Source organism: Dongia sp. P2_B8, assembly GCF_056404715.1.
Window position 1 is genome coordinate 164,259 of record NZ_JBFUDM010000009.1, and the last position, 22,739, is coordinate 186,997.

Annotated in this window: 4 protein-coding genes; all 4 read left to right on the forward strand. The window is 60.3% G+C overall.

The genetic code is table 11. From position 1 onward, the window contains the following. Positions 1-295 precede the first annotated feature (295 nt). The 4 genes from AC1DWZ_RS21850 (at position 296) to AC1DWZ_RS21865 (ending at position 22,722) form a co-directional block, all read left to right on the forward strand. Positions 296-13,141, forward strand: a complete 12,846-nt coding sequence (locus tag AC1DWZ_RS21850; RefSeq protein WP_477171068.1) for a hypothetical protein — start codon at positions 296-298, stop codon at positions 13,139-13,141. 229 nt (positions 13,142-13,370) lie between these two features. Then, positions 13,371-19,664, forward strand: coding sequence for an FkbM family methyltransferase (locus AC1DWZ_RS21855; RefSeq protein ID WP_477171069.1), 6,294 nt, complete (start codon positions 13,371-13,373; stop codon positions 19,662-19,664). Then, positions 19,661-21,376, forward strand: a complete 1,716-nt coding sequence (locus AC1DWZ_RS21860) for a type I secretion system permease/ATPase (RefSeq protein ID WP_477171070.1) — start codon at positions 19,661-19,663, stop codon at positions 21,374-21,376. Before AC1DWZ_RS21855 ends, AC1DWZ_RS21860 begins: the two co-directional genes overlap by 4 nt. Further along, positions 21,373-22,722 carry an HlyD family type I secretion periplasmic adaptor subunit gene (locus tag AC1DWZ_RS21865; RefSeq protein WP_477171071.1) on the forward strand — a complete coding sequence of 450 codons (1,350 nt, stop codon included), beginning with the start codon at positions 21,373-21,375 and terminating at the stop codon, positions 22,720-22,722. Before AC1DWZ_RS21860 ends, AC1DWZ_RS21865 begins: the two co-directional genes overlap by 4 nt. Positions 22,723-22,739 lie beyond the last annotated feature (17 nt).

A 22,739-nucleotide genomic window follows, 5' to 3' on the forward strand; every position in this document is an offset into this window, starting at 1 on the left:
TGGCATAGTCAGGCTGCAATTTGCGTCAGGCCTTGGGTACAGATTCCGCAGCCTTCTAGGAATGGCCGAAGTCTGCGGTTAACCTATTATACAGAACTACAATGTGAAAGCGCCGTCAGTAGGTGCTAGATCCTATAGTGATTGTTTTTACGGTAATTTTACCCAAATTAATGGATCTTAATGCACATGCCGATGCACAATCTTAGGAATTTATTAGAACATTTCTTATACGCAAATGGGCAGTTTTGACGGAATTTTGCGGCGCAATGCGCGTCGCAACTGACAGGAGCTATTGATGTCGCTTGTTACGGGCACTGCTTCCAATGACAGCAAGACCTTCAATGCTGGCGACGATTATAGCTTAAGCGCAGGAACGGACACGCTGGTCTTCAACCAGACTGACGCGGATCTGACGTCAACCACCCTGACCAGTGTCGAGGTCCTGCAGGCAGGGCTCAGCCTGGCCACGACCTTCACCGTCGACAAGGCCGACTTGGCGACCGGCGGTTCGGTTGTCGGCAGCAGCGGGATTGACACGCTAATCATCCAGGGCACAGCGTTTAATCTCCTCAGCACAACGCTGACCGATATCGAAGTCCTGCAAGCGGGATCGACTGCGGCAACCACGTTCACGGTCGATGCGGCCGACCTGGCATCGGGTGGTTCGGTGATCGCCAATGGCAGTACGGTCATCGATACGCTGGTGGTCAAGAATGCGACAATCAATCTGACCAGCACCGGCCTCGATGGCATTGAAATCCTGAAAGCGGGCGTTGCAGCCGCCACGAATTTTGTCGTCGATAAGGACGATCTGGCGGCCAACGGATCGGTAGTCGGCAGCAGCGGCGCTGACACGCTAACCATGAACGATGTCGATTACGATCTCACCAGCACCGTCCTGACCAGCATCGAAAAGCTGGTGGCTGGTTCGACGTCTGACACGACCTTCACGGTTAATCGGGCGGACCTTGCCTCGGGTGGCAGTGTCACCGGCAATGTTGGCAGCGACACGTTAATCATCACCGGTACTACCAGCTTCGACCTCAGTAGCAGCGCCGTCACCAATGTCGAAAACCTGCAAGGCAGTTCGAGCCTGGCTACCACATTCACGGTCGACCAGGGTGACCTTGCTGCCAACGGCAGCATCACTGGCAGCAGCGGCATCGATACGGTCACCACGAAGGGTAGCGCGCTCGATCTGACCAGCACGACGCTCGACAGCATCGAAACCCTGAAAGCCATTTCCGCTACGGGTACCAAGTTTACAGTCGATGCGCTCAATCTCGGCGTTATCACAACCATCACCGGCAGTACGGGTGTGGATACAGTAGCTGCCGGCGGCGCCGCGCTTGACCTCACCAGCACGACATTGAGCAGCGTCGAGAAGCTGCAGGGCTCCTCGATCGGCACGACCTTCACGGTCGACGGTATCGGGGTTGCCGGGGCGGATCTGGTTTCCGGTGGCAGCGTGATTGGTGTTGGTACCGTCGCGGTCGACACCTTGATCATCAATGGCACCGTATTTGACCTCACCAGCACGACACTGACCAATATCGAAGTTCTCCAGGCGAGCTCCGGCTCCGACACGAAATTTACCGTCGATGCCAACGACCTAATCTCCGGCGGCGACGTGATTGGCGGCGCCGGTAGCGATACGCTGATCGTCAAGGGCACCGCGTTCAACCTATCGAGCACGACACTCACCGACGTGGAGAAGCTTCAGGCGAGTTCAACCGCAGCCACCACCTTCACAGTCAATCAGGCCGACCTCGCTTCTGGTGGTTCGGTCCTAGCCAACGCCCTCAGCACGGTCGTCGATACGCTGGTCGTGAAAGACGCCGCAATCGATCTCACCAGCACGACCTTGACCGGCATCGAAGTTTTGAAGGCCGGCATCAGTCTTGCCACGACTTTTACTGTGAACCAGCTGGATCTTGCTAGTGGCGGGTCGATCATCGGTAGCAGCAGCAGCGATACGCTAGCTGCCGGAGACACGGAACTCAATCTCTCCAGCTCCACCTTAACCAGCATTGAGCGGTTGGAAGCCTCGGTGGACGGTACGACTTTCACAATCAATCAGGCAGATCTGGCCTCTAACGGCAGCGTCACTGCCAATGGCGGTACCAGCAGCATCGACACGCTGGTGATCGTCGGTACCGGCCTCGACCTCAGCAGCACGACACTCACCAGCGTCGAGATATTGAAGGCAGGCACCACCCTTGCTACGATCTTTACGGTCAACCAGGGCGATCTTGCTGCTGGCGGCACAGTCCAAGGCAGCAGTGGCACTGACACGCTCACCACGAAGAACAATGCACTCGATCTGACCAGCACGACCTTGGACAGCGTCGAAGTCTTAAAGGCGGGATCGGCTGCGGCCACCATATTCACCGTCGACACGGACGACTTTACCAAACTGACAGCCATTTCCGGCAGCACCGGCAGCGACACGCTGATCTTTACCGGCACGGATTATGACCTCACCAGCCGTGCACTGAGCAGCATCGAAGTCCTGAGCGCCGGCTCGTCGATCGACACGACCTTCACCGTCGATGCGGCGGATCTGGCCTCGGGCGGCGGCGTCATCGGCAGCACCGGCAACGACACGCTCGTCATCCAGGGCGCCATCTTCAACCTCGCCAGCACCGGCATCACCAGCGTTGAAAAGCTGCAGACTGGTTCCTCGCTGGCGACGACCTTCACGCTCGACCAGGCGGATCTGGTTTCCGGCGGCTCGGTCATCGGCAGCAGCGGCGTCGACACATTGGTCGCCAAGGGCGCCACACTCGATCTTTCCAGCACCAGCCTTACCAGCATTGAAAAGCTGCAGGGTACGCTAGCCGCCACGACCTTCACGGTCGATCAGGCGGATCTGAACTCGGTTGCGACGATTACCGGCAGCACCGGTGTAGACACGTTGGCCGCGGGCGGCACGGCGTTTGACCTCACCAGCATGACCTTGAGCAGCATCGAGAAACTGCAGGGCGCTGCCGGCGGCACGTCCTTCACCGTCAATGCGGCGCAACTGGTTGCCGGCGGCTCGGTCGGCGGCACGGGCGGGACGGATGCGCTCACCATCAAAGGCACAGCCTTCGATGTCACCAGCACGACGCTGACCAGCATCGAAATCCTCAATGCCGGGTCAAGCTTGGCCACTACCTTTACCGTCGACCAGGCTGACCTGGCGTCGAGCGGCGCTGTCAATGGCAGCAGCGGCTCCGATACGCTGATCATCAAGGGCACCGGGTTCAACCTGTCGAGCACGACGCTGACAAGCGTTGAAAGGCTGCAGGCGGGTTCGACCGCTGCCACGACCTTCACAGTCGACGCACTCGATCTGGTATCGAGTGGCTCGGTAATTGCCAATGGCAGTTCCGTCATCGATACGCTGGTCGTGAAGGATGCTGCGATCGATCTCACCAGCACGACCTTGACGGGCATCGAAGTGCTGAAAGCAGGTCTCAGCGTCGCCACCACCTTTACCGTGAACCAGTTGGATCTCGCCAGTGGCGGCTCGGTCATCGGTAGCAGCAGCAGCGATACCCTGACCACAGCCGACGCGGCGCTCGACCTCACCAGCACCATCCTCACCAGCATCGAAAAGCTGCAGGCGGCGTCTTCCGGCACGACCTTCACGGTCGATGCGGCGGATCTGGTTTCCGGCGGCAGCGTCGCCGGCGGCGCCGGTGCGGACGCGCTGATCATCAAAGGCACCGCCTTCGACCTCACCAGTACGACCGCCACCAGCATCGAAACCCTCCAGGCCGGCTCGTCCCTGGCGACGACCTTTACGGTTGACGCCGGCGATCTCGCCAGCGGTGGCGCCGTTATCGGCAGCAGCGGCAACGACACGCTGACCACAAAGGGCACATTGCTCGACCTCACCAGCACGACGCTCACCAGCATCGAGACCTTGAAGGCCGGGTCGGCTGCGGCCACCACCTTCAAGATCGATCCTGCCGATTTCACCACGCTCACCGCCATCCTTGGCAGCAGCGGGAACGACACACTATCGATCAAAGATGCCGCTTACGACCTTTCCAGCACGGCCCTGACCAGTATCGAAAGATTGGAGGCAGGTTCGACTGACGATACGACCTTCACGGTCGACCAGGCGGATCTCGCCAGTGGTGGCAGCGTCATTGGCAATACCGGGACGGATACGCTGGCGGCAACCGGCGCAACACTCGATCTGACCAGCACAACCCTTAGCAGCGCCGAGACGCTGCAGGCGGCTTCTGTCGGTACGACGTTTACTGTCGACGCCGCCGATTTGCTGGTGGCCACAGCGGTTACCGGTGGCGCAGGTACCGACACGCTGATCGTCAAGGGTACCAGCTTCGATCTCAGTAGCACCGCCGCCACGGGCGTCGAAATTCTCAAGGCTGGATCCAGTCTGGCCACGACCTTCACAGTCAATCAGGCCGATCTTGCTGCCGGTGGCAGCGTTCAGGGCAGCACCGGTGTAGATACGTTGGCCGCAGCCGGCGCAGCACTTGACCTCACCAGCACGACACTGACCAGCATTGAGAAGCTGCAGGCGGCGTCCGTCGGCACGACCTTCACAGTCGACGCGGCGGATCTCGTTTCGGGCGGCAGTGTTGCCGGCGGTGTTGGCAGCGACACCTTGATCATCAAGGGCGCCAGCTTCGACATCACCAGCACGGGCCTCACCAACATCGAGATCCTCAAGGCCGGCTCGAGCGTTGCCACCACCTTCACCGTTGACCAAGCGGATCTGGACAGCGGTGTTACCAGCATTGTGGGCAGCAGCGGCGTCGACACGCTGACCAGCAATGGTACCGCGCTCAGCCTTGCCAACACCGCGCTGACCAGCGTCGAAATTCTGCAAGCCGGCTCCAGCTTGGCGACGACCTTTACCCTCGACGGCACGGACCTTACGCAGCTCACCACCATCAACGGCAGCAGCGGCAATGACACGCTGGTCGGCAGTTCGACCGGCATCGACCTCTCCAGCACGACGCTCAACAGCATCGAGGTTCTCAAGGCTGGCCTCGGCATCGATACAACCTTCACCGTCAATCAGGCGGATCTTGCCACGGGCGGCTCCGTCATCGGTAGCAGCGGCAGTGACACGCTGACAGCTGGAGCGACCTCACTCGATCTCACCAGCACGACCCTGACCAGCATCGAGAAGCTGCAGGGTACCGCCGCCGGTACGGTCGGCACGACCTTCACCGTCGATGCCGCAGATCTCGTTTCGGGCGGTACGGTGGCGGGCAGCAGCGCCGGCCTCGATACGCTGATCATCGCCGGAACAAGCTTTGACCTCAGCAGCACCACGACAACCAGCATCGAAGCCCTCAAGGCCGGCTCGTCCCTGGCGACGACCTTTACTGTGGATCAGGCCGATCTCACCAGCGGCGGCAGCATCGTCGGCAGCAGCGGCAGCGATACCCTGACCACCAAGAGCAACGCACTCGACCTGACCAGCACATCGCTGACGAGCGTTGAAACGCTGAAGGCTGGGTCGTCGCTAGCAACCACCTTCACCATCGATACGGACGACTTCAGCAAGCTCACGTCGATTGTCGGTAACAGCGGCAGCGACACGCTGACGATCAACGGCACCGCTTTCGACCTCAGCAGCACCGCTTTGACCAGTATCGAAAATTTGAGCGCCGGCTCCACCTTGGACACGACCTTTACTGTCGACGCCGCGGACCTCGCCAATGGCAGCATCATCACCGGCAATGCCGGCAATGACACACTGGTCATCAATGGCACTAGCTTCGATACCAGCAGCGTGACGCTGAGCAGCGTCGAAGTGCTGAAGGCGGGCTCCAGCCTTGCCACCACCTTCACCGTGGACCAGAACGATCTGGCGACTGGTGGTACGGTTCAAGGCAACAGCGGCAATGATACCTTGGTCGCCGCCGGTACCTTGCTTGACCTCACTAGCATAACCCTCGCCAGCATCGAGATCCTGAAAGCAGGCTCGAGCCTTGCCACCACCTTTACTGTCGACGCGGCTGATCTGGTTGCGGCTGGCTCGGTAACCGGCAGCAGCGGCAATGATACATTGACGATCGTGGGCACGGCCTTCGACCTCAGCAGCACGACCTTGACCAGCATCGAAGCCCTGACCGGCGGATCCAGTCTTGCCACCACCTTCACGGTCGATAAGGAAGATCTGGCCGCGGGCGGCAGTGTGACCGGCAGCACCGGCAACGACACGCTAATCGTCAAAGGATTGGCTTTTGATCTGACCAGCAGCACGGTCACAAACATCGAGATTCTGCAGGCGGCGTCCAACCTTGCCACAACCTTTACAGTGGATGCTGGCGATCTGGCCGCTGGCGGCACGGTTCAAGGTGGTAGTGCCAATGACATTTTGATCATCAAAGGCACGGCTTTCGATCTCAGCAGCACGACGCTGAGCAGCATTGAAGTCCTCAAGGCCGGTTCCAGCTTGGCCACAACCTTCACGCTCGATGCCAGTGACCTCGCCAATGGTGGCTCGTTGAGCGGCAGCAGCGGCGTCGACACTTTGATCGTTTCCGGAAATTCCATCGACCTCTCCAGTACGACGGTGAGCAGCGTCGAGGTGTTGAAGGCCGGCTCCAGCAACGCCACGACCTTTACGGTCGCGGCTCTTGGTAGCTTCGGGACGGTCGTCGGCAGCAGTGGCGTTGACACACTGGTCGTCAAGAATGCGGCGATCGACCTCAGCACGACCACGCTGACCAGCATCGAGGTGCTGAAGGCTGGCCTGAGTGTTGCCACCACCTTCACCGTCGATCAGGCGGACCTGGCGTCAGGCGGAAGCGTGCAGGGCAGTTCTGGCAACGACACGCTGACCACCAAGGGCACGGCGCTCGACCTCTCCAGCACTGCCTTGACCAGCATCGAGAATCTCAAGGCCGGCAACTCGCTTGCCACCACCTTTACCGTCGACCAGGTGGACCTCGTCGCAAGCGGCTCGGTCACTGGCAGCAGTGGCAATGACACGCTGATCGTCAAGGATGCGGCTGTCGACCTGACCAGCACCAACCTGACCAGCATTGAGATCCTGAAGGCCGGTACCAATGCGGCCACCACCTTCACGGTCGATGCGGCAGATCTCATCTCGGGTGGTTCAGTCGTTGGCAGCACTGGTAGTGATACGCTGATCATGAAGACCACAGCGTTCGATCTCAGCAGCACGACGCTCACCAGCATCGAAACGCTGCAGGCGGGACTGAGCCTTGCCACAACTTTTACCGTCGATCAGGCTGACCTCGTCGCGGGTGGTTCAGTTGTCGGCAGCAGTGGTATCGACATCCTGGTCACCACCGGTACGGGCCTTGACCTCACCAGCACGACGCTCAACAGCATTGAGACATTGAAGGCCGGAACCAGCAATGCGACGACGTTTACGGTCGATCAAGCAGATCTGATTGCCGGTGGAAATGTGATCGGCAGCAGCGGCAACGACACGCTCTCTGTCATTGGTACCGCAGCCAATCTCACCAGCACCACTCTGGGCAGCGTCGAAATCCTGAAAGCGGGTTCGAGCATAGGTACAACCTTCACAATCGACCAAGCCGATCTGGCGTCCAGCGGCACGGTGCTGGGCAGCAGCGGCACTGATACGCTTGTGATCAACGGTGTCAGCCTCGATCTGACCAGCACGTCACTGGACAGTGTCGAAATTCTCCAGGCGGGCTCTGCATCGAACACGACCTTCACGCTCGACCAGGCGGATCTGATTGCCGGCGGCAGCATCATCGGCAGCACCGGTAGCGATACCGTGGCAGCCGGCGGCCAAAGCCTCGATCTCAGCAGCACGACGCTGACCAGTATCGAAAACCTGAAGGCGTCTCTCAGCATTGCGACCATCTTCACGGTCGATCAAGCTGATCTGGTTGCCAGTGGGTCGGTCACCGGCAGCACCGGCAACGATACCCTGGCAATTAAGGGCGCCAGCCTCGACCTCAGCAGCACGTCGCTCAGCAGTGTCGAAATCCTGGCAGCCGGGTCGAGCCTTGACACGACCTTCATCGTCGATGCCGCGGATCTTCTGTCCGGCGGCTCGGTCGTCGGTAGCACCGGCAACGACAAGCTTTTCATCATTGGCACCACTGCCTTCAACCTCAGCAGCACCTCGCTCACCAGCGTCGAGATCCTGCAGTCTGGCACGAATGCCGCGACGACCTTCACGGTCGACCAGGCCGATCTCATCGGCGGTGGGTCGGTGATCGGTACCGGCAATTCGGATACGCTGACGGCCTTCGGCACCAGCCTCGACCTCAGCAACACGACGCTCACCAGCATCGAGCAGCTGCGCGCGGGTTCCAGCCTTGCCACGACCTTCATCGTCGATCAGGCTGATCTCATTTCGGGTGGCTCGATCACCGGCAGCACCGGCAGTGACATTCTGCAGGCCAGCGGCACGTTGCTCGATCTATCCAGCACGACGCTGACCAGCATCGAGACGCTGAAAGCCGGCCTCACTTTGGCGACGACCTTCGTTGTCGACCAGGCGGACCTCGTGGCAAGTGGTTCAGTGACAGGTAACAGTGGCAACGATACGCTGACCATCGCCGGTGCCAGTCTCAATTTGACCAGCACGGTGCTGACCAGCGTTGAGAAACTGGCAGCGGGCACCAGCCTTGCTACCACGTTCACGGTCGACGCGGCCGACCTTCTGTCTGGTGGCTCAGTGACCGGCAGCAGCGGTACCGATACGCTCATCATGAACACGACGGCGTTCAACCTCATCAGCACCACGCTGACCAGCGTGGAGAATTTGCAGGCCGGTCTCAGCACGGCCACAACCTTCACCGTTGATCAAGCCGACCTCAATGCCGGCGGCGCGGTTATCGGCAGCAGCGGTAGCGACATCCTGCTGGCGAACGGGACAACTCTGGACCTCAGCAGCACGACGCTGACCAGTATCGAGACCCTCAAGTCGGGCAGCAATGCCACGATCTTTACCGTCGATCAGGCCGATTTGGTCGCGTCCGGTTCGGTGACGGGCAGCACCGGTAGCGACAGTTTGGTGGCCGCGGGTACGCAGCTCAACCTGACCAGCACGACGATTACCAGCGTCGAGAAGCTGGCAGCGGGCACCAGCCTAGCCACCACCTTCACGGTCGATGCGGCCGATCTTCTGTCCGGCGGTTCGGTGACTGGTAGCAGCGGTATCGATACGCTCATCATGAATACGACGGCGTTCAACCTCATCAGCACCACGCTGACCAGTGTGGAGAATCTGCAGGCCGGCCTTGCTGGCGCCACAACCTTTACGGTCGACCAAGCGGATCTCATCGCCGGCGGCGCGGTTATCGGCAGCAGCGGTAGCGACATCCTGCTGGCGAACGGGACAACTCTGGACCTCAGCAGCACGACGCTGACCAGTATCGAAACCCTCAAATCTGGCAGCACTGCCACGATCTTTACCGTCGATCAGGCTGATCTGGTCGCGTCCGGTTCAGTAACGGGCAGCACCGGCAGCGACAGTTTGGTGGCCGCGGGCACGCAACTCAACCTGACCAGCACGACGATTACCAGCGTCGAGAAGCTGGCGGCCGGCACCAGCCTTGCCACCACTTTCACGGTCGATGCGGCAGATCTGGTTGCAGCTGGTTCGGTGACTGGCAGCAGCGGTACCGACACGCTGATCATGAATACGACAGCGTTTAACCTAATCAGCACCACACTGACCAGCGTAGAAGTCCTGCAGGCCGGCCTCAGCACGGCGACGACCTTCACGGTCGACCAGGCGGACCTGATCGCTGGCGGTTCGGTTATCGGCAGCAGCGGTAGCGACATCCTACTGGCGAATGGCACAGCCCTGGATCTCAGCAGCACGACACTGACCAGCATCGAGACAATCAAGTCGGGTAGTGTTGCCACCACCTTTACCGTGGACCAGACGGATCTTGTCTCGGGCGGCTCTGTTACGGGCAGCACGGGTAGCGATATCCTGGTGGCCTTCGGTACTGAGCTCAACCTCAGCAGCACGGCTGTCACAAGCGTTGAGACCCTGAAGGCGGGCAGCAGCCTCGCCACCACATTCACGGTCGATCAGGGTGACGTGGCGACGACCGGCAGCATCACTGGCAGCAGCGGTGTCGACACTCTGGCGGCGGCTGGTACCAGCCTTGATCTCAGCTCGACGGTGCTGACCAGCATTGAGATTCTGAAAGCAGCCAACAGCCTGGCTACGACATTCACTGTCGACCCGGCCGATCTACTCTCCGGCGGCTCGGTCATTGGCAACAGCGGCTTCGACACTTTGGCGGTCAAGCTTTCCACTGTCGATCTGACCAGCACGACGTTGACCAGCATTGAAATTATCGATGCTGCCCTGACGACGGCGACGCTCTTCACGGTCAACCAGGCGGATTTGGCTTCGGGTGGCACGGTGAGCGGCAACGCGGCGGTCAACGATACGCTGACGATTGCTGGAACAACTCTCGATCTCAGCTCGACCGTTCTTACCAGCGTCGAAATCATCACGACCAACTCGACCCTTGCCACGACCTTCATCGTCGATCAGGCGGATTTGGCTTCGACTGGCTCTGTTACGGGCCTTGCTGGTTCGGATACACTGACTGCTGCGGGCACGACGCTCGATCTCACCAGCACAGTGCTGACCAGCATTGAGACACTGAAGGCGGGCACCAGTATTGCTACGACCTTCACGGTGGACGCTGCTGACTTGCTGTCCGGTGGATCGGTCACTGGCGGTGCTGGCCTCGATACGTTGGCGATGAAGACGACATCGTTCGATCTGACCAGCACGACCTTGACCAGCATCGAGCGGTTGACGGCTGGCCTTACGACGCTCACCACCTTCACAGTCAACCAGGCCGACCTTATCTCCGGCGGCAGTGTCACCGGTACAGGTGCCAACAACGATATTCTGACCATCTCCGGCACCAGCCTCGACCTCACGAGCACGACGCTGACCAGCGTGGAATCACTGAAGGCAGGTCTGAGCACGGCCACGACCTTTATCGTTGATGCGAATGGTGTGACTGATCTGGCCTCGGGTGGCTCGGTGACGGGCAGCAGCGGCAATGACACGTTGGCTGTTGCTGGGACCAGTCTCGACCTCACGAGCACGACGCTGAGCAGCATCGAGATTCTGAAGGCGAATCTCAGCTTGGCGACGACCTTCACTGTCGATATGGCGGATCTCATTGCCAGCGGTTCGGTGACGGGCAGCAGTGGCACCGACACTTTGATCGTGAAGGCGACGAACTTCGACGTCAGCAGCACAACACTGACCAGCATCGACGTGTTGCAGGCGGGTGTCAGTACGGCCACAACGTTCACTGTCGATCAGGCCGACCTTGCCACAAACGGCAGCGTCATCGGCAGCAGCGGCAATGACACGCTGCTCGTGAAGAATGCCAGCTATGATCTGACCGCCACGATCCTGTCGAGCATCGAGATACTGCAGGCCGGCGTCAGCTTGGCGACGGTGTTCACGCTCGATCAGGCTGATCTTGCCAGCGGCGGTACGGTAGCAGGCAGCACCGGCAGCGATACGTTGTCGGCAGCCGGCGCTGCGCTGGATCTGACCAGCACCACACTGACCAGTGTCGAAATCATCCGGGCCGGCACGGGGGTCGCCACGACCTTCACGCTGGATGCCAGCGATCTTGCCAGCGGCGGCACGGTCTGGGGCAGCAGCGGCAACGACCAATTGGTGATCAAAGGGACGGCGTACGACCTTACCAGCACGACGCTGACCAGCATCGAAATTCTGCAGACCGGTTCCAGTCTGGCGACCACCTTCACGCTCGATACCAGCGATCTGCTGGCGGGCGGGTCGGTTGTTGGCAGCAGTGGTGTCGACACACTGACAGTGCTTGGCACCAACGTCGATCTCACCAGCACGACGCTGACCAGCATCGAAGTTCTAAAGACAGTGTCGAGCCTGGCTACGACCTTCCTGGTGGATCAAGCCGATCTGCTGTCGGGTGGTTCCGTCGTCGGCAGTAGCGGCAATGATACGCTGTCGATCGTGGGCGCTGGCCTCGATCTGTCGAGCACGACGCTCAACAGCATCGAAATCCTGCAGGCGGGTACCGTGGCGGCGACAACCTTCACCGTCGATCAAGCCGATCTGTTGAGTGGCGGTTCGGTGATTGGCAATAGCGGCATTGATATCCTGACCTCCAACGGCAATGCGATCGATCTCACGAGCACGACGCTCAGCAGTATCGAAGTACTGCACGCCGGTTCGATCCTGGCGACCACATTCACCGTCAACCAGGCGGATCTGATCTCGGGTGGCTCCGTGACCGGCAATATCGGCGCGGATACCCTGCTGATCAGCGGCACCAGCCTCGATCTCACCAGCACCAGTCTCAGCAGTGTGGAGTTCATCCGCGCAGGCTTGAGCTTGGCGACCACTTTCACCGTCGATCAATCTGACCTTGCATCCAATGGTGCGGTGATCGGCAGCAGCGGCAACGATACGCTGGTGATCAACGGAACCTCGCTTGACCTTAGTAGTGCATCGCTCTCCAGCGTCGAAATCCTCAAGGCTGGTTCCAGCTTGGCGACCACGTTCACGGTTGATCAGGATGATCTGGCGATGGGCGGATCGGTCATCGGCAGCAGTGGGAGTGACACGCTGATCGTCAATGGCCACAGTATCGATCTTAGCAACACCATCCTGACCAGCATCGAGACGATCCAAACCTCGGCGCCGAGCGCTTCGACAAACTTCGCAGTCGGCAGCGGGATTGGCGGGGCGACCATCGAATTGACCGCAAACGGGGTCATCGACACGGTAGCCTTGGCAAGCGGCTACAAGGTTGCTGATGTGACCAACGATGCGACGATCCTGTCGCATTCAGTGACGCTCAGCCACTTTGCTGATGGCGTTGGTGGCGACGTCATTGACCTTTCGGCGATCACCAACGGTACGCCAACCAGCAGCGTTGACGTGACGGGGTATATCGCCCTGTCGGCGCCAGCGACGTTGAAGGACGCCCTGGATATCGCTGCGACCGCGAATGGATCGACGACCGCCAGTGTCGTGACGTTCCAGTATGGCGGCGACACCTACGTCCTGGTCGACAATTCGGCGAGCCATTCGCTGACGACGGATGACGTGGTGGTCAAGCTGACTGGCACGCATACCCTGTCGGATGCGAGCAACATAACCTTCTAATCCGCCCACTCAAGACCCAGCGTGGGGGGGGGGGGGGGGGGGGGGGGTAGCGACGAATCCGCTTAACATGGTAAAAGACCCAGTCGCTGCGGATTTTTTGGCCGCGGGCGTAGCGTTGACGGGTTCCAGGATGGTCCAAAAGCGTAAATCGGCCCCACAAAAGTCCGAGACCCGGGTTGAGGTGCCTGTTGGCATAGCTGATGCGGCAATCGACGTTCTGCGGGAAGCAATGCGGCTTCATGTGGCCGGTCGCCTGGCTGAGGCCGTGCCGCTCTATCATCGCTATTTGGAACAGGGGCGAACGGCGGTTGCGCTCAATAACCTCGGAGCGGCACTACGCGATCTGGGCCGCTCTCCGGAAGCGGTCGAGTGTTTCCGCGAAGCGGTGGCGCTGGATCCGGCAAATATGGACGGCCAGCTCAACCTGGGATTGGCGCTAGGCGACGTAGGTGACCTGGTGGCGGCCGAGGCGGCGCTCGTCCGTGCCCTGACAATCCTGCCCCAGCCGCAAGCAGACAGCACCGATCCGCGCTATCTCCAGGGTCTCAACGGCTACGGCAGTGTCCTGCGCCGGCAGGGTCGGGTTGACGAGATGATAGAACTGTTTCGCCGTGCCACCCTGGCGGCGCCTCAGGACTCAAATCTCCATCTTCACCTTGGCAATGTTCTGTTTGAGACGCACCGGCTGGAGGAAGCGGTCGCTGCTTTCAACCGGGCGCTGGAACTCGACCCCAAGTTGGCGGCCGCCCTGGGCAATCTCGGGACAGTTTATTCGACCCTTGGCAAGCTAGATGAGGCGGTGCGGTGCCAGCGCGCGGTCGTCGCTCTCGAGCCGGACAATCCGAAACACTATGTCAATTTGGGTGCTGCGCTGAAGGGGCAAGGGCTGCTTGGCGAAGCGGCGGTGGTCTATCGCCATGCCGTTGCCCTGAAGCCCGATTATGATTTTGCCATCAACAATCTCGGAAATCTGCTACGCGAGCAGGGGCGCTTGACCGAGGCGGTCGCCTGTTTCCGCAAGGCGATCGAGATTTCGCCCGATTATCTTGGTGCTCATTCCAATTTGCTCTTTACCCTGAATTCCCTGGACGATATCACGCCGGCCGAGATCTGCGCCGAGCATCGCCGGTTCGGCGACATGATCGAGGTGCAGGCCGGCCCGGTTCGGCCCCACGGCAATGCACCCGATCCAGCGCGCAGGCTGCGCATCGGCTATCTGTCACCGGACTTTCTTGGTCACTCGGTCGCCTATTTCATCGAGAACCTGCTGGAGTTTCATAACAAGGAACGCTTTGAGATCGTCTGCTATGCGATCAACAAGCGCATGGATTCGCTTTCGCGCCGTCTGCAGTCGCGTGTCGCTCTGTGGCGGTCCTGCTCGTTCATGACGGATGATGAGCTAGCGGCGCAGATCCGCGCCGACAAGATCGACATCCTGGTCGATCTTGCCGGGCACACAGCAGAAAACCGGCTGACGGTGATGGCGCGGAAGCCTGCACCGGTTCAGGTGACTTATCTCGGCTATCCCAACACCACGGGACTGTCGCGGATCGATTATCGCCTGACCGACGCGCGGGTGGACCCGCCAGGTGAAGCCGACCTGGTCCACGTCGAGAAGCTTGTCCGGCTGCCGCGCAGCTTCCTGTGCTTCCGGCCGTCGGATTTTGCGGGCGAGGTGCCGGCGCGGCCGGTGGCCAGCAACGGCCATGTGACGTTTGGCTCTTTCAACGTCATGGCGAAGATGACCGATGAGGTCGTCGCGGTATGGTCGCGCCTGCTGCGCGAGGTACCGGGTTCGCGATTGGTGATGAAATGCAATGCCTTCTCGGACCCCGAGACGCTGGCCCTCTATCGCCAACGGTTCGGCGACTTCGGTATCGCGCCGGAGAGGCTCGAGTTGATGGGGCGCCAGCCGCTGATCGGCGATCATCTGGCGACCTATGGGCGCATTGATATCGCGCTTGATCCGTTCCCCTACAACGGCACGACCACAACCTGCGAGGCCTTGTGGATGGGTGTTCCCATGGTGGCGCTGCAGGGCGGGCATCATGTCGGACGAGTCAGTGCAGCCCTGCTTCAGCATGTCGGTCTGGGCGAACTGGTAGCCACGGATGTCGACGATTACGTGGCGCGGGCCAAAGCTCTGGCGCTCGATCCGGCACGCATCCAGGCATTGAGTGCTGGTCTGCGCTCCGCCATGGCGGCGTCGGCCCTGATGGATGCGCCCGGCTTTGCGCTTGAGGTCGAGACAGCTTATCGCGACATGTGGCACCATTGGTGCGCGGCCCAGACGCCAGCCGATATCACGATGGAGATGGAAGCGGGCGTTGCGGCGTTCAACCGAAGCGACTGGCCGGCTGCTGAAGAGGCGTTCCGGCAGGCGGTGGTGAAGGCCCCGGCCAATCCCGAGGCAATGCTCAATCTGGGCTCAACCTTGAAACGCCGCAAGCTGGTGCCCGAGGCTCTCGATTGTTTTCAGCGTGCCATTGCCCTCCGGCCGGATTGGGCCGCAGCCTATGCTAATCTCGGCTCCGCCTATTGCGATCTGGGCCGACAGGAAGAGGCGGAGGCAGCCTGCCGCCGCGCCATTACCATCGACCCCAACAATCGCAATGCATATAGTAATCTTGCGTCAGCTCTTTGTGCGCAACGCCGTGACGAAGACGCGATCCCGTTCTTCGAGAAAGCACTGGAGATTGGGCCACCCACGGCCGATCTTTACGTTAATCTGTCTGCTGCGCTGATATCTGCGGGCCATCTGGCGCGAGCGGCGGAGACGTGTCGCCGCGCTATCGCCCTGTCGCCGGATTTTGCCGAAGCGCATGCCAACCTCGCGTCGACGCTAGGCGCACAAGGCCTTAACCGGGAGACGATCGCCGCATCGCGTGAAGTGACGCGTCTGCGCCCGGACCTGCATCTTGGCTGGTCAAACCTTCTCTTCGCGCTCAACTATGTCGACGACCTCAGCGCCGAGCAAATCTTTGCCGAGCACCAGGCTTGGGGTGCTCGCCATGCCGGCAAGGCGTCGCGCCGTTATACTCAATCGCCGGTCACGGGTCGTCCCTTGCGCGTTGGCTTTGTGTCGGCTGATTTCTGCGCCCATTCGGTGGCGTTCTTCCTAAAGCCACTCTTCGACCGGCATGATGGTCTGGCGTTGGAATTCTACTGCTATTCTGATGTGGTCAATCCGGACCTCTATACCGAATTCCTGCGTAAATCGGCCGCTGGCTGGCGACCGATCGTGGGCCTCTCGGATGAGCGTGTCGCCGCGATGATCCGTGACGACCAGATCGACATCCTGGTCGATCTCGCGGGACATACCAGCAAGAACAGGCTGTGCGTCTTTGCTGAAAAGCCGGCGCCGGTGCAGGTAACCTGGCTCGGCTACCCCAATACCACCGGCCTAGCAGCGATCGATTATCGGTTGGTGGATGATATCACCGACCCGCCGGGTGCCGCGGATCGCGGTCACGCGGAGAAGCTCTGGCGCGTGCCAGGGCCATTCCTGTGCTATGAAGCGGCACCGAAGACGCCAGACGTTGCGCCCCTGCCGGCTCTGACAAACAACTGCATCACTTTTGGCAGCTTCAACAAGATCAACAAGATTTCGGATCGAACCATTCGCCTATGGGCTGGTGTGCTGGCGGCCGTGCCAAAATCGCGGCTGATCCTGAAATCGCGATCCTTTGGAGATTCTGAGACTGCGGCGCGGTTGCAGGCAGCGTTCCTGAAGGCGGGCATCGAGGCCGGCCGGGTCGACTTGCTGAGTTGGGAACCGCATCTCAAGGACCATCTTGAGGTCTATCACCGGATTGACCTCGCGCTGGATACGTTCCCCTACAACGGCACGACAACAATCTGCGAAGCAGCCTGGATGGGTGTGCCGACCCTGACATTGTGTGGCGATCGTCATGCCGCTCGAGTTGGCGCGACGATCAATGCGGCCCTCGATCTGCCGCAGATGACAGCCCAGGATGAACAGGGTTTCATCGCGCAGACAAGATTGCTGGCTGCTGATATCCCGGGCCTCGCAGCGCTGCGAGCTGGCCTGCGGACGCGCATGCTGGCATCGACCCTGTGTGATGCTCAGGGTTTTGCGGACAAATTTGCCGTCGCGGTGCGCGGGATGTGGCAGGAATGGTGTAAACTTCGGGATGCCGACGGAGACAATGGGAGTAGTGACGCTGCAATGAAGGCGGAACCAACAAACATGCTGCGGCTCAAACTCAAAGGTGAGATCGAGATCTGCGTCCCTCATGACGTCAATCTGATTTCGCCCTACGTCCTGCTGGAGCAGGAGGATTGGTTCGAAGACGAGGCGCCCTTCGTGCGGCGATTGCTGCGTCCGGGCGAGCGGGTCATCGATATTGGTGCCAACTACGGCATCTATAGTTTGATCGCCGCCCGCGCTGTCGGCCCCGTCGGCAAGGTTTGGAGCTTCGAACCGGCGAGCCAGACGGCAGCGCATCTGACCTGCAGCATCGCGGCCAACAATTTCGACAATGTGACGCTGATTCAGGCAGCCTTGTCGGACCGACAAGGCGAGGCGCAGCTCGGCCTTAGCGGCCAGTCGGAACTGAATTCCTTGCAAGGCTCGGCCCAGGGCTCGGAAACAGTTGCCCTCACCACACTCGATTTGTGGGCCACTACCAATGATTGGCCTGAAGTTAACTTCATCAAGCTGGATGCCGAGGGCGAAGAGCCGAATGTCATCCGTGGCGGGCACGCATTTCTAAAGCGTGCATCGCCGTTGATTATGTTCGAGATCAAGCATGGCACAAAGCTTAACCTCGCCTTGAAGGCACAGTTCGAAGCCTTGGGCTACGCCGCCTATCGACTCATACCGGGTCTGGGTCTCCTGCGACCATTCCAGGAGAATGGCAGTGAAGATCCGTATCTCCTCAATCTGTTCTGCTGCAAACCAGACAAGGCAGCAGAACTCGTTGCGCGGGGCATTTTAGCGGCTGACCCAGCGGTGGATGGCGGGAGTGCCCACAGCGGCTTGTGGCGCGCTTATTTGGAACGGAAACCTTTTGCGCAGGAACTCCTCGCGCTGTGGGGTGACCAAGGTCCCGTGCCAGCTGAATATGCGATGGCCCTCGATGCTTACGCCCTGGCGCAGGATCAAAATGCACCAGCGGGACAACGTGCCGTCGCATTGGAGCAAGCGGTTGCCGTCCTGCGCAGGCTCGCCGAAGCCGAGCCGCGTTTTGCCTATCTGATGTCCTTGGCGCGTGCATCCGCCGATCTCGGCCAGCGCGGTGTCGCAGTCCTGGCGCTGCAGCGTTTGCTTGCTGGACTGAACAAGGGCGCTGCGGCCCGTGATCTCCCATTCCTGGCGCCGAGTGCGCGTTTCGATGCGCTGCCTGCGGCCGGGCGGTTCGAGCATTGGTGCTTTGCCGCAGTCCTGGAAACATTCGAGAGACTGGCCGCCTATTCGTCGTTCTACGATCAGTCGCACGCCTCGATCATCGACGATCTCTGTAAGACTGGGCTCCAAAGCGCCGAATCGGAACGGCGGCGCCTGCTCATTGGCCTGCGCGCCGGACGGGTGCCGAAGGCGCCGTTGCCGAAGGTGCTGCTGGAAAGCTCGCCTGAAAATCTCAACGCGGCCTTTTGGAACGCAGTCACATTGCCTAAGCCGCGGCCGGACAATCTCCTGGAACTGCTCCCCAAGACCAGCTCTATCAACATCGTCGATATCGGGGCAATGGCGCTGGGCAACGAGATCGAGCCCTATCGTCCGCTGATCAAGGCCGGGCGCGCGCAGGTGGTCGGATTCGAACCCAACGAAGCGGAATGCGCCAAGCTCAATGCCGGCACTGGCGGACGATACTATCCCTTTTTTATCGGCGACGGTGGCATGCGTACGTTCCACGAAACCAACATGCCGATGACCGGTTCACTCTATCAACCCAACACGCCACTGCTTGCAAAGTTCAGCAACCTTGCGGAGCTGGTGACGCCGAAGATGCAACATCCCGGCATCCAGACACGGCGCCTGGACGATCTTTCTGATCTTGACGGCTTGTCGGATATAGATCTCATCAAGATCGACGTGCAGGGTGCGGAGCTGGACGTTTTCCGGGGGGGATCGCGGGCGCTGGGTTCGGCGCTGATGATCATTACGGAAGTGGAATTCGTCGAGCTCTATGTCGGTCAGCCGCTATTTGCCGATGTCGACCGACATCTGCGCAAGAGCGGCTACCAGTTTCATACCTTCCTCGGCTTTGGCCAGCGTTTCTTCAAGCCGCTGTCCTCGCAAAGCAATCCGTCGGCGGGATTGCGACAGATGCTGTGGTCGGATGCTGTCTATGTGCGCGACTTCATGCATCTCGACCGCCTGGGCGACGAAAAACTGCTGAAACTCAGCCTCATGCTGGATTCAATCCTGCAATCGGTTGATCTTGCCGCTCTGGTGCTGAAGGAATATGACCGCCGGCACGGCACGACCTATGCGGACACTTATATCGGCGGGRTGATCAGCAGATCGGCCGCAGCTAAACCGGTGCTGCCGCAGTGACGCCGCAGCGCGCGCCGGGTCTGTTGCGACGCACGCTGCGTGACAGTAGAGCGCATATCGTGGCGGCATGCGTCTTCAGTCTGGCGATCAATTTCCTCTATCTGACTCCCACCATCTACATGCTGCAGGTTTATAACCGTGTCATCAGCAGCGGCAGTATCGCGACGCTGATCATGATCTCGATTGCGACTGTCGCGGCTCTGGTTACGCTTAGTACTCTCGAGGCGGTGCGCAACCATCTGCTCGTGCGCCTCGGCAATCATCTCGATGCAACCTTGTCTAAAGATCTTCTGCGGCGGCAGGTGGAAATTACCAATCGCGTCGGCTCGCGGCCGGGCGTGGTGCGGGATCTCGACGTCTTTCGCGGTTTTCTGACCCAAACCGGTGCTGCGGCAATCTTCGATCTGCCCTGGCTGCCGATCTATCTTCTTGCCTGCTTCCTGCTGCATCCGGTGCTAGGCGTCGTGGCCACGGTCAGCATGGTCTTCATGCTGATCCTGGCCATCGCCAACGAATATGTGACCGCTACCTACCTGCGGAAATCCGAGGAGGCGGCGCGACGTAACTATGCCTTCACGGATGCCAGCCTCCGGAATACCGAGGTAATTCAGGCGATGGGCATGCTGCCGGCATTCCTGCGTCGCTGGAGCGAAAGCCGGCATGAAATGCTGCGGCAACAGACCCGTGCCAGCGAACTGGGCGCTTATCTCCAGGGTATGATCCGCTTTTTCCGGCTGGCTTTGCAGAGTGCTATCATCGGTCTCGGCGCCTGGATGACGATTAACGGGGAAGTGACTGCCGGTGTCATCTACGCGGCAGCGATCCTGCTCGCGCGCACCTTGTCGCCGATTGAGCAGTTGGTCGGCGGCTGGCGGTCTTTTGTTGGTGCGCGAGCCGCCTTGCGCCGCGTCGATGAGTTCCTGACCCTGCCGCATGTGGCCGATGCCATGCGACTGCCGACGCCGGAAGGGCGCCTGTCGGTGGAGGGCATTTCCTATCTGGCGCCAGGTGTAGCCAAACCGATCCTGCATGGCATCACCTTCAATTTGCAGCCGGGCGAACGATTGGCCGTGATCGGGCCCAGCGGTGCCGGCAAATCAACCCTGGCCCGGATCATCGTCGGTGTCTGGCAGGCGCGCCAGGGTACGGTCCGATTGGACAGCGCCGATGTTTACACCTGGGACAGGGCAGATTTCGGGCGCCATGTTGGCTATCTGCCGCAGGAAGTCGAATTGTTCGAAGGCAGTATCAAGGAAAATATCGCGCGCTTCGGTGACGCGACGCCGGAACAGATCATCGCCGCTGCCATGCGCGCCGGCGTTCATGACATGATCCTGCGTATGCAGGACGGATACGAGACCGAGGTGGGGTCGGGCGGCGCCATTCTCTCCGGCGGTACCAGGCAACGTATTGGCCTGGCGCGCGCCTTACTTGGCAATCCACGCTTGCTGGTCCTTGATGAACCGAACTCGAACCTCGATTCAGATGGCGAGCGTGCGTTGATGACCGTGCTTAGCGAGGCACAGGGGCAGGGGATGACGACCATCGTCATCTCGCATCGGTCGGGCGTATTGAGCGCGGTCGACACGATCTTGTTCCTCCGTGATGGCGTTATTGAAAGACTGGCGCCGCGGGCGGAATTCATGACCGCAGTCGCACCGCCCGCCGGTCAGATGCGGATTGCCGCCGTGACGCCGGGAGCGTCGCGATGAGCAGCAAGACGCTGACTGCGGACACCCATGAGGCTTGGCGCAAGCCGGGCGCCGAACGGCAGTTGCCGACCAGTCCCTGGCCGGTCATCACGGTAGGCATTATTTTTCTTGGCCTTTTCTTCGGTGGCCTCGGTGGCTGGGCGGCACTTGCTCCGCTCGCGAGCGCGGTCAATGCTTACGGGACGTTGCAAGCTTCCGGCCAGAACAAGGTTGTGCAGCATCTTGATGGCGGGATCATCAAGGAATTGCTGGTCAAGAATGGCGACATTGTCACCAATGGCCAGGTGCTGGTCCGTCTGGACCAGACGCAGGCACAGGCAAGTGTTAACCTCATCCGCTCGCAGTATCTGTCGTTGCTGGCGCTCAAGGCGCGTTTGGCCGCGGAGCGAGATGGCGCCGACAAAATTACCTTTCCGCCGGAGCTTGCGACGGCTCTGGACGATCCGAGCGTGAAGGATGTCGTTGCCGGCCAGAACAGTGTCTTTGCCGAGCGCCGCAACATGTTGGATGGTCAGGTCTCGTTACTCGAGAAACGCGTCAAGCAGCTGCAACAACAGAAAAATGGCGCCAAAGTCCAGCAGAACGCCCAGGCTGAACAGCTTGCCCTGATCCAGGACGAGCTCAAAAGTGCCCGCAGCCTCTATGAAAAAGGCTACGTGCCGAAGACTCGTATCTTGCTTCTCGAACGGCAGGCAGCTGCCTTGAGCGGTGAGGGAGGTGAGTACAGCAGCAGCGGTGCCGGTATCGAGCAGGCGATCGGCGAAGCGGAACTGCAAATGCTTCAGCTTCGCAAAGAGCGTTTGTCCGAAGTGTCGCAGGATCTCAGCGACGTGCAGGACAAGCTTAACGCGATGGAAGAGCGGTTGAACGCCGCGCAGGACGTATTGACTCGAACAGTCATCACGGCGCCGACCGCCGGCATCGTACTCGGCATGAGTGCCAATACGGTTGGTGGTGTCATCGATCGCGGTGCGCAGATCCTCGAGATCGTGCCCAGCGACGAGAAACTCGTCATCAAGGCTGCCGTACGGCCGGAAGATATCGCGGATGTCCAGGTTGGCATGCCGACCGAGGTACGACTGACGGCCTATGATCAACGGAAGACAGGCATTCTGCACGGGCAGATCAAGGAAGTTTCGGCCGACCGGATCGTTACCCAGACCGATCAGATCGGTCATTTCGAGATCAAGGTCTCGATCACGGATGATCTTGCTGCTTTGCCTGATATCGACATCGTGCCCGGCATGCCGGCGATGGTACTTATTCCGACCAAGCAACGGACGGTGTTGGAGTACGTCGTCGGCCCGCTGACCGACTATTTTTCAGCAGGCATGCGCGAGAAGTAGATCGGGGCTGAGTACTT

Coding starts and splice junctions, on each gene's coding strand:
- AC1DWZ_RS21850 (WP_477171068.1), top strand. CDS start 296: ATGTCGCTTGTTACGGGCACTGCTTCCAATGACAGCAAGACCTTCAAT.
- AC1DWZ_RS21865 (WP_477171071.1), top strand. CDS start 21,373: ATGAGCAGCAAGACGCTGACTGCGGACACCCATGAGGCTTGGCGCAAG.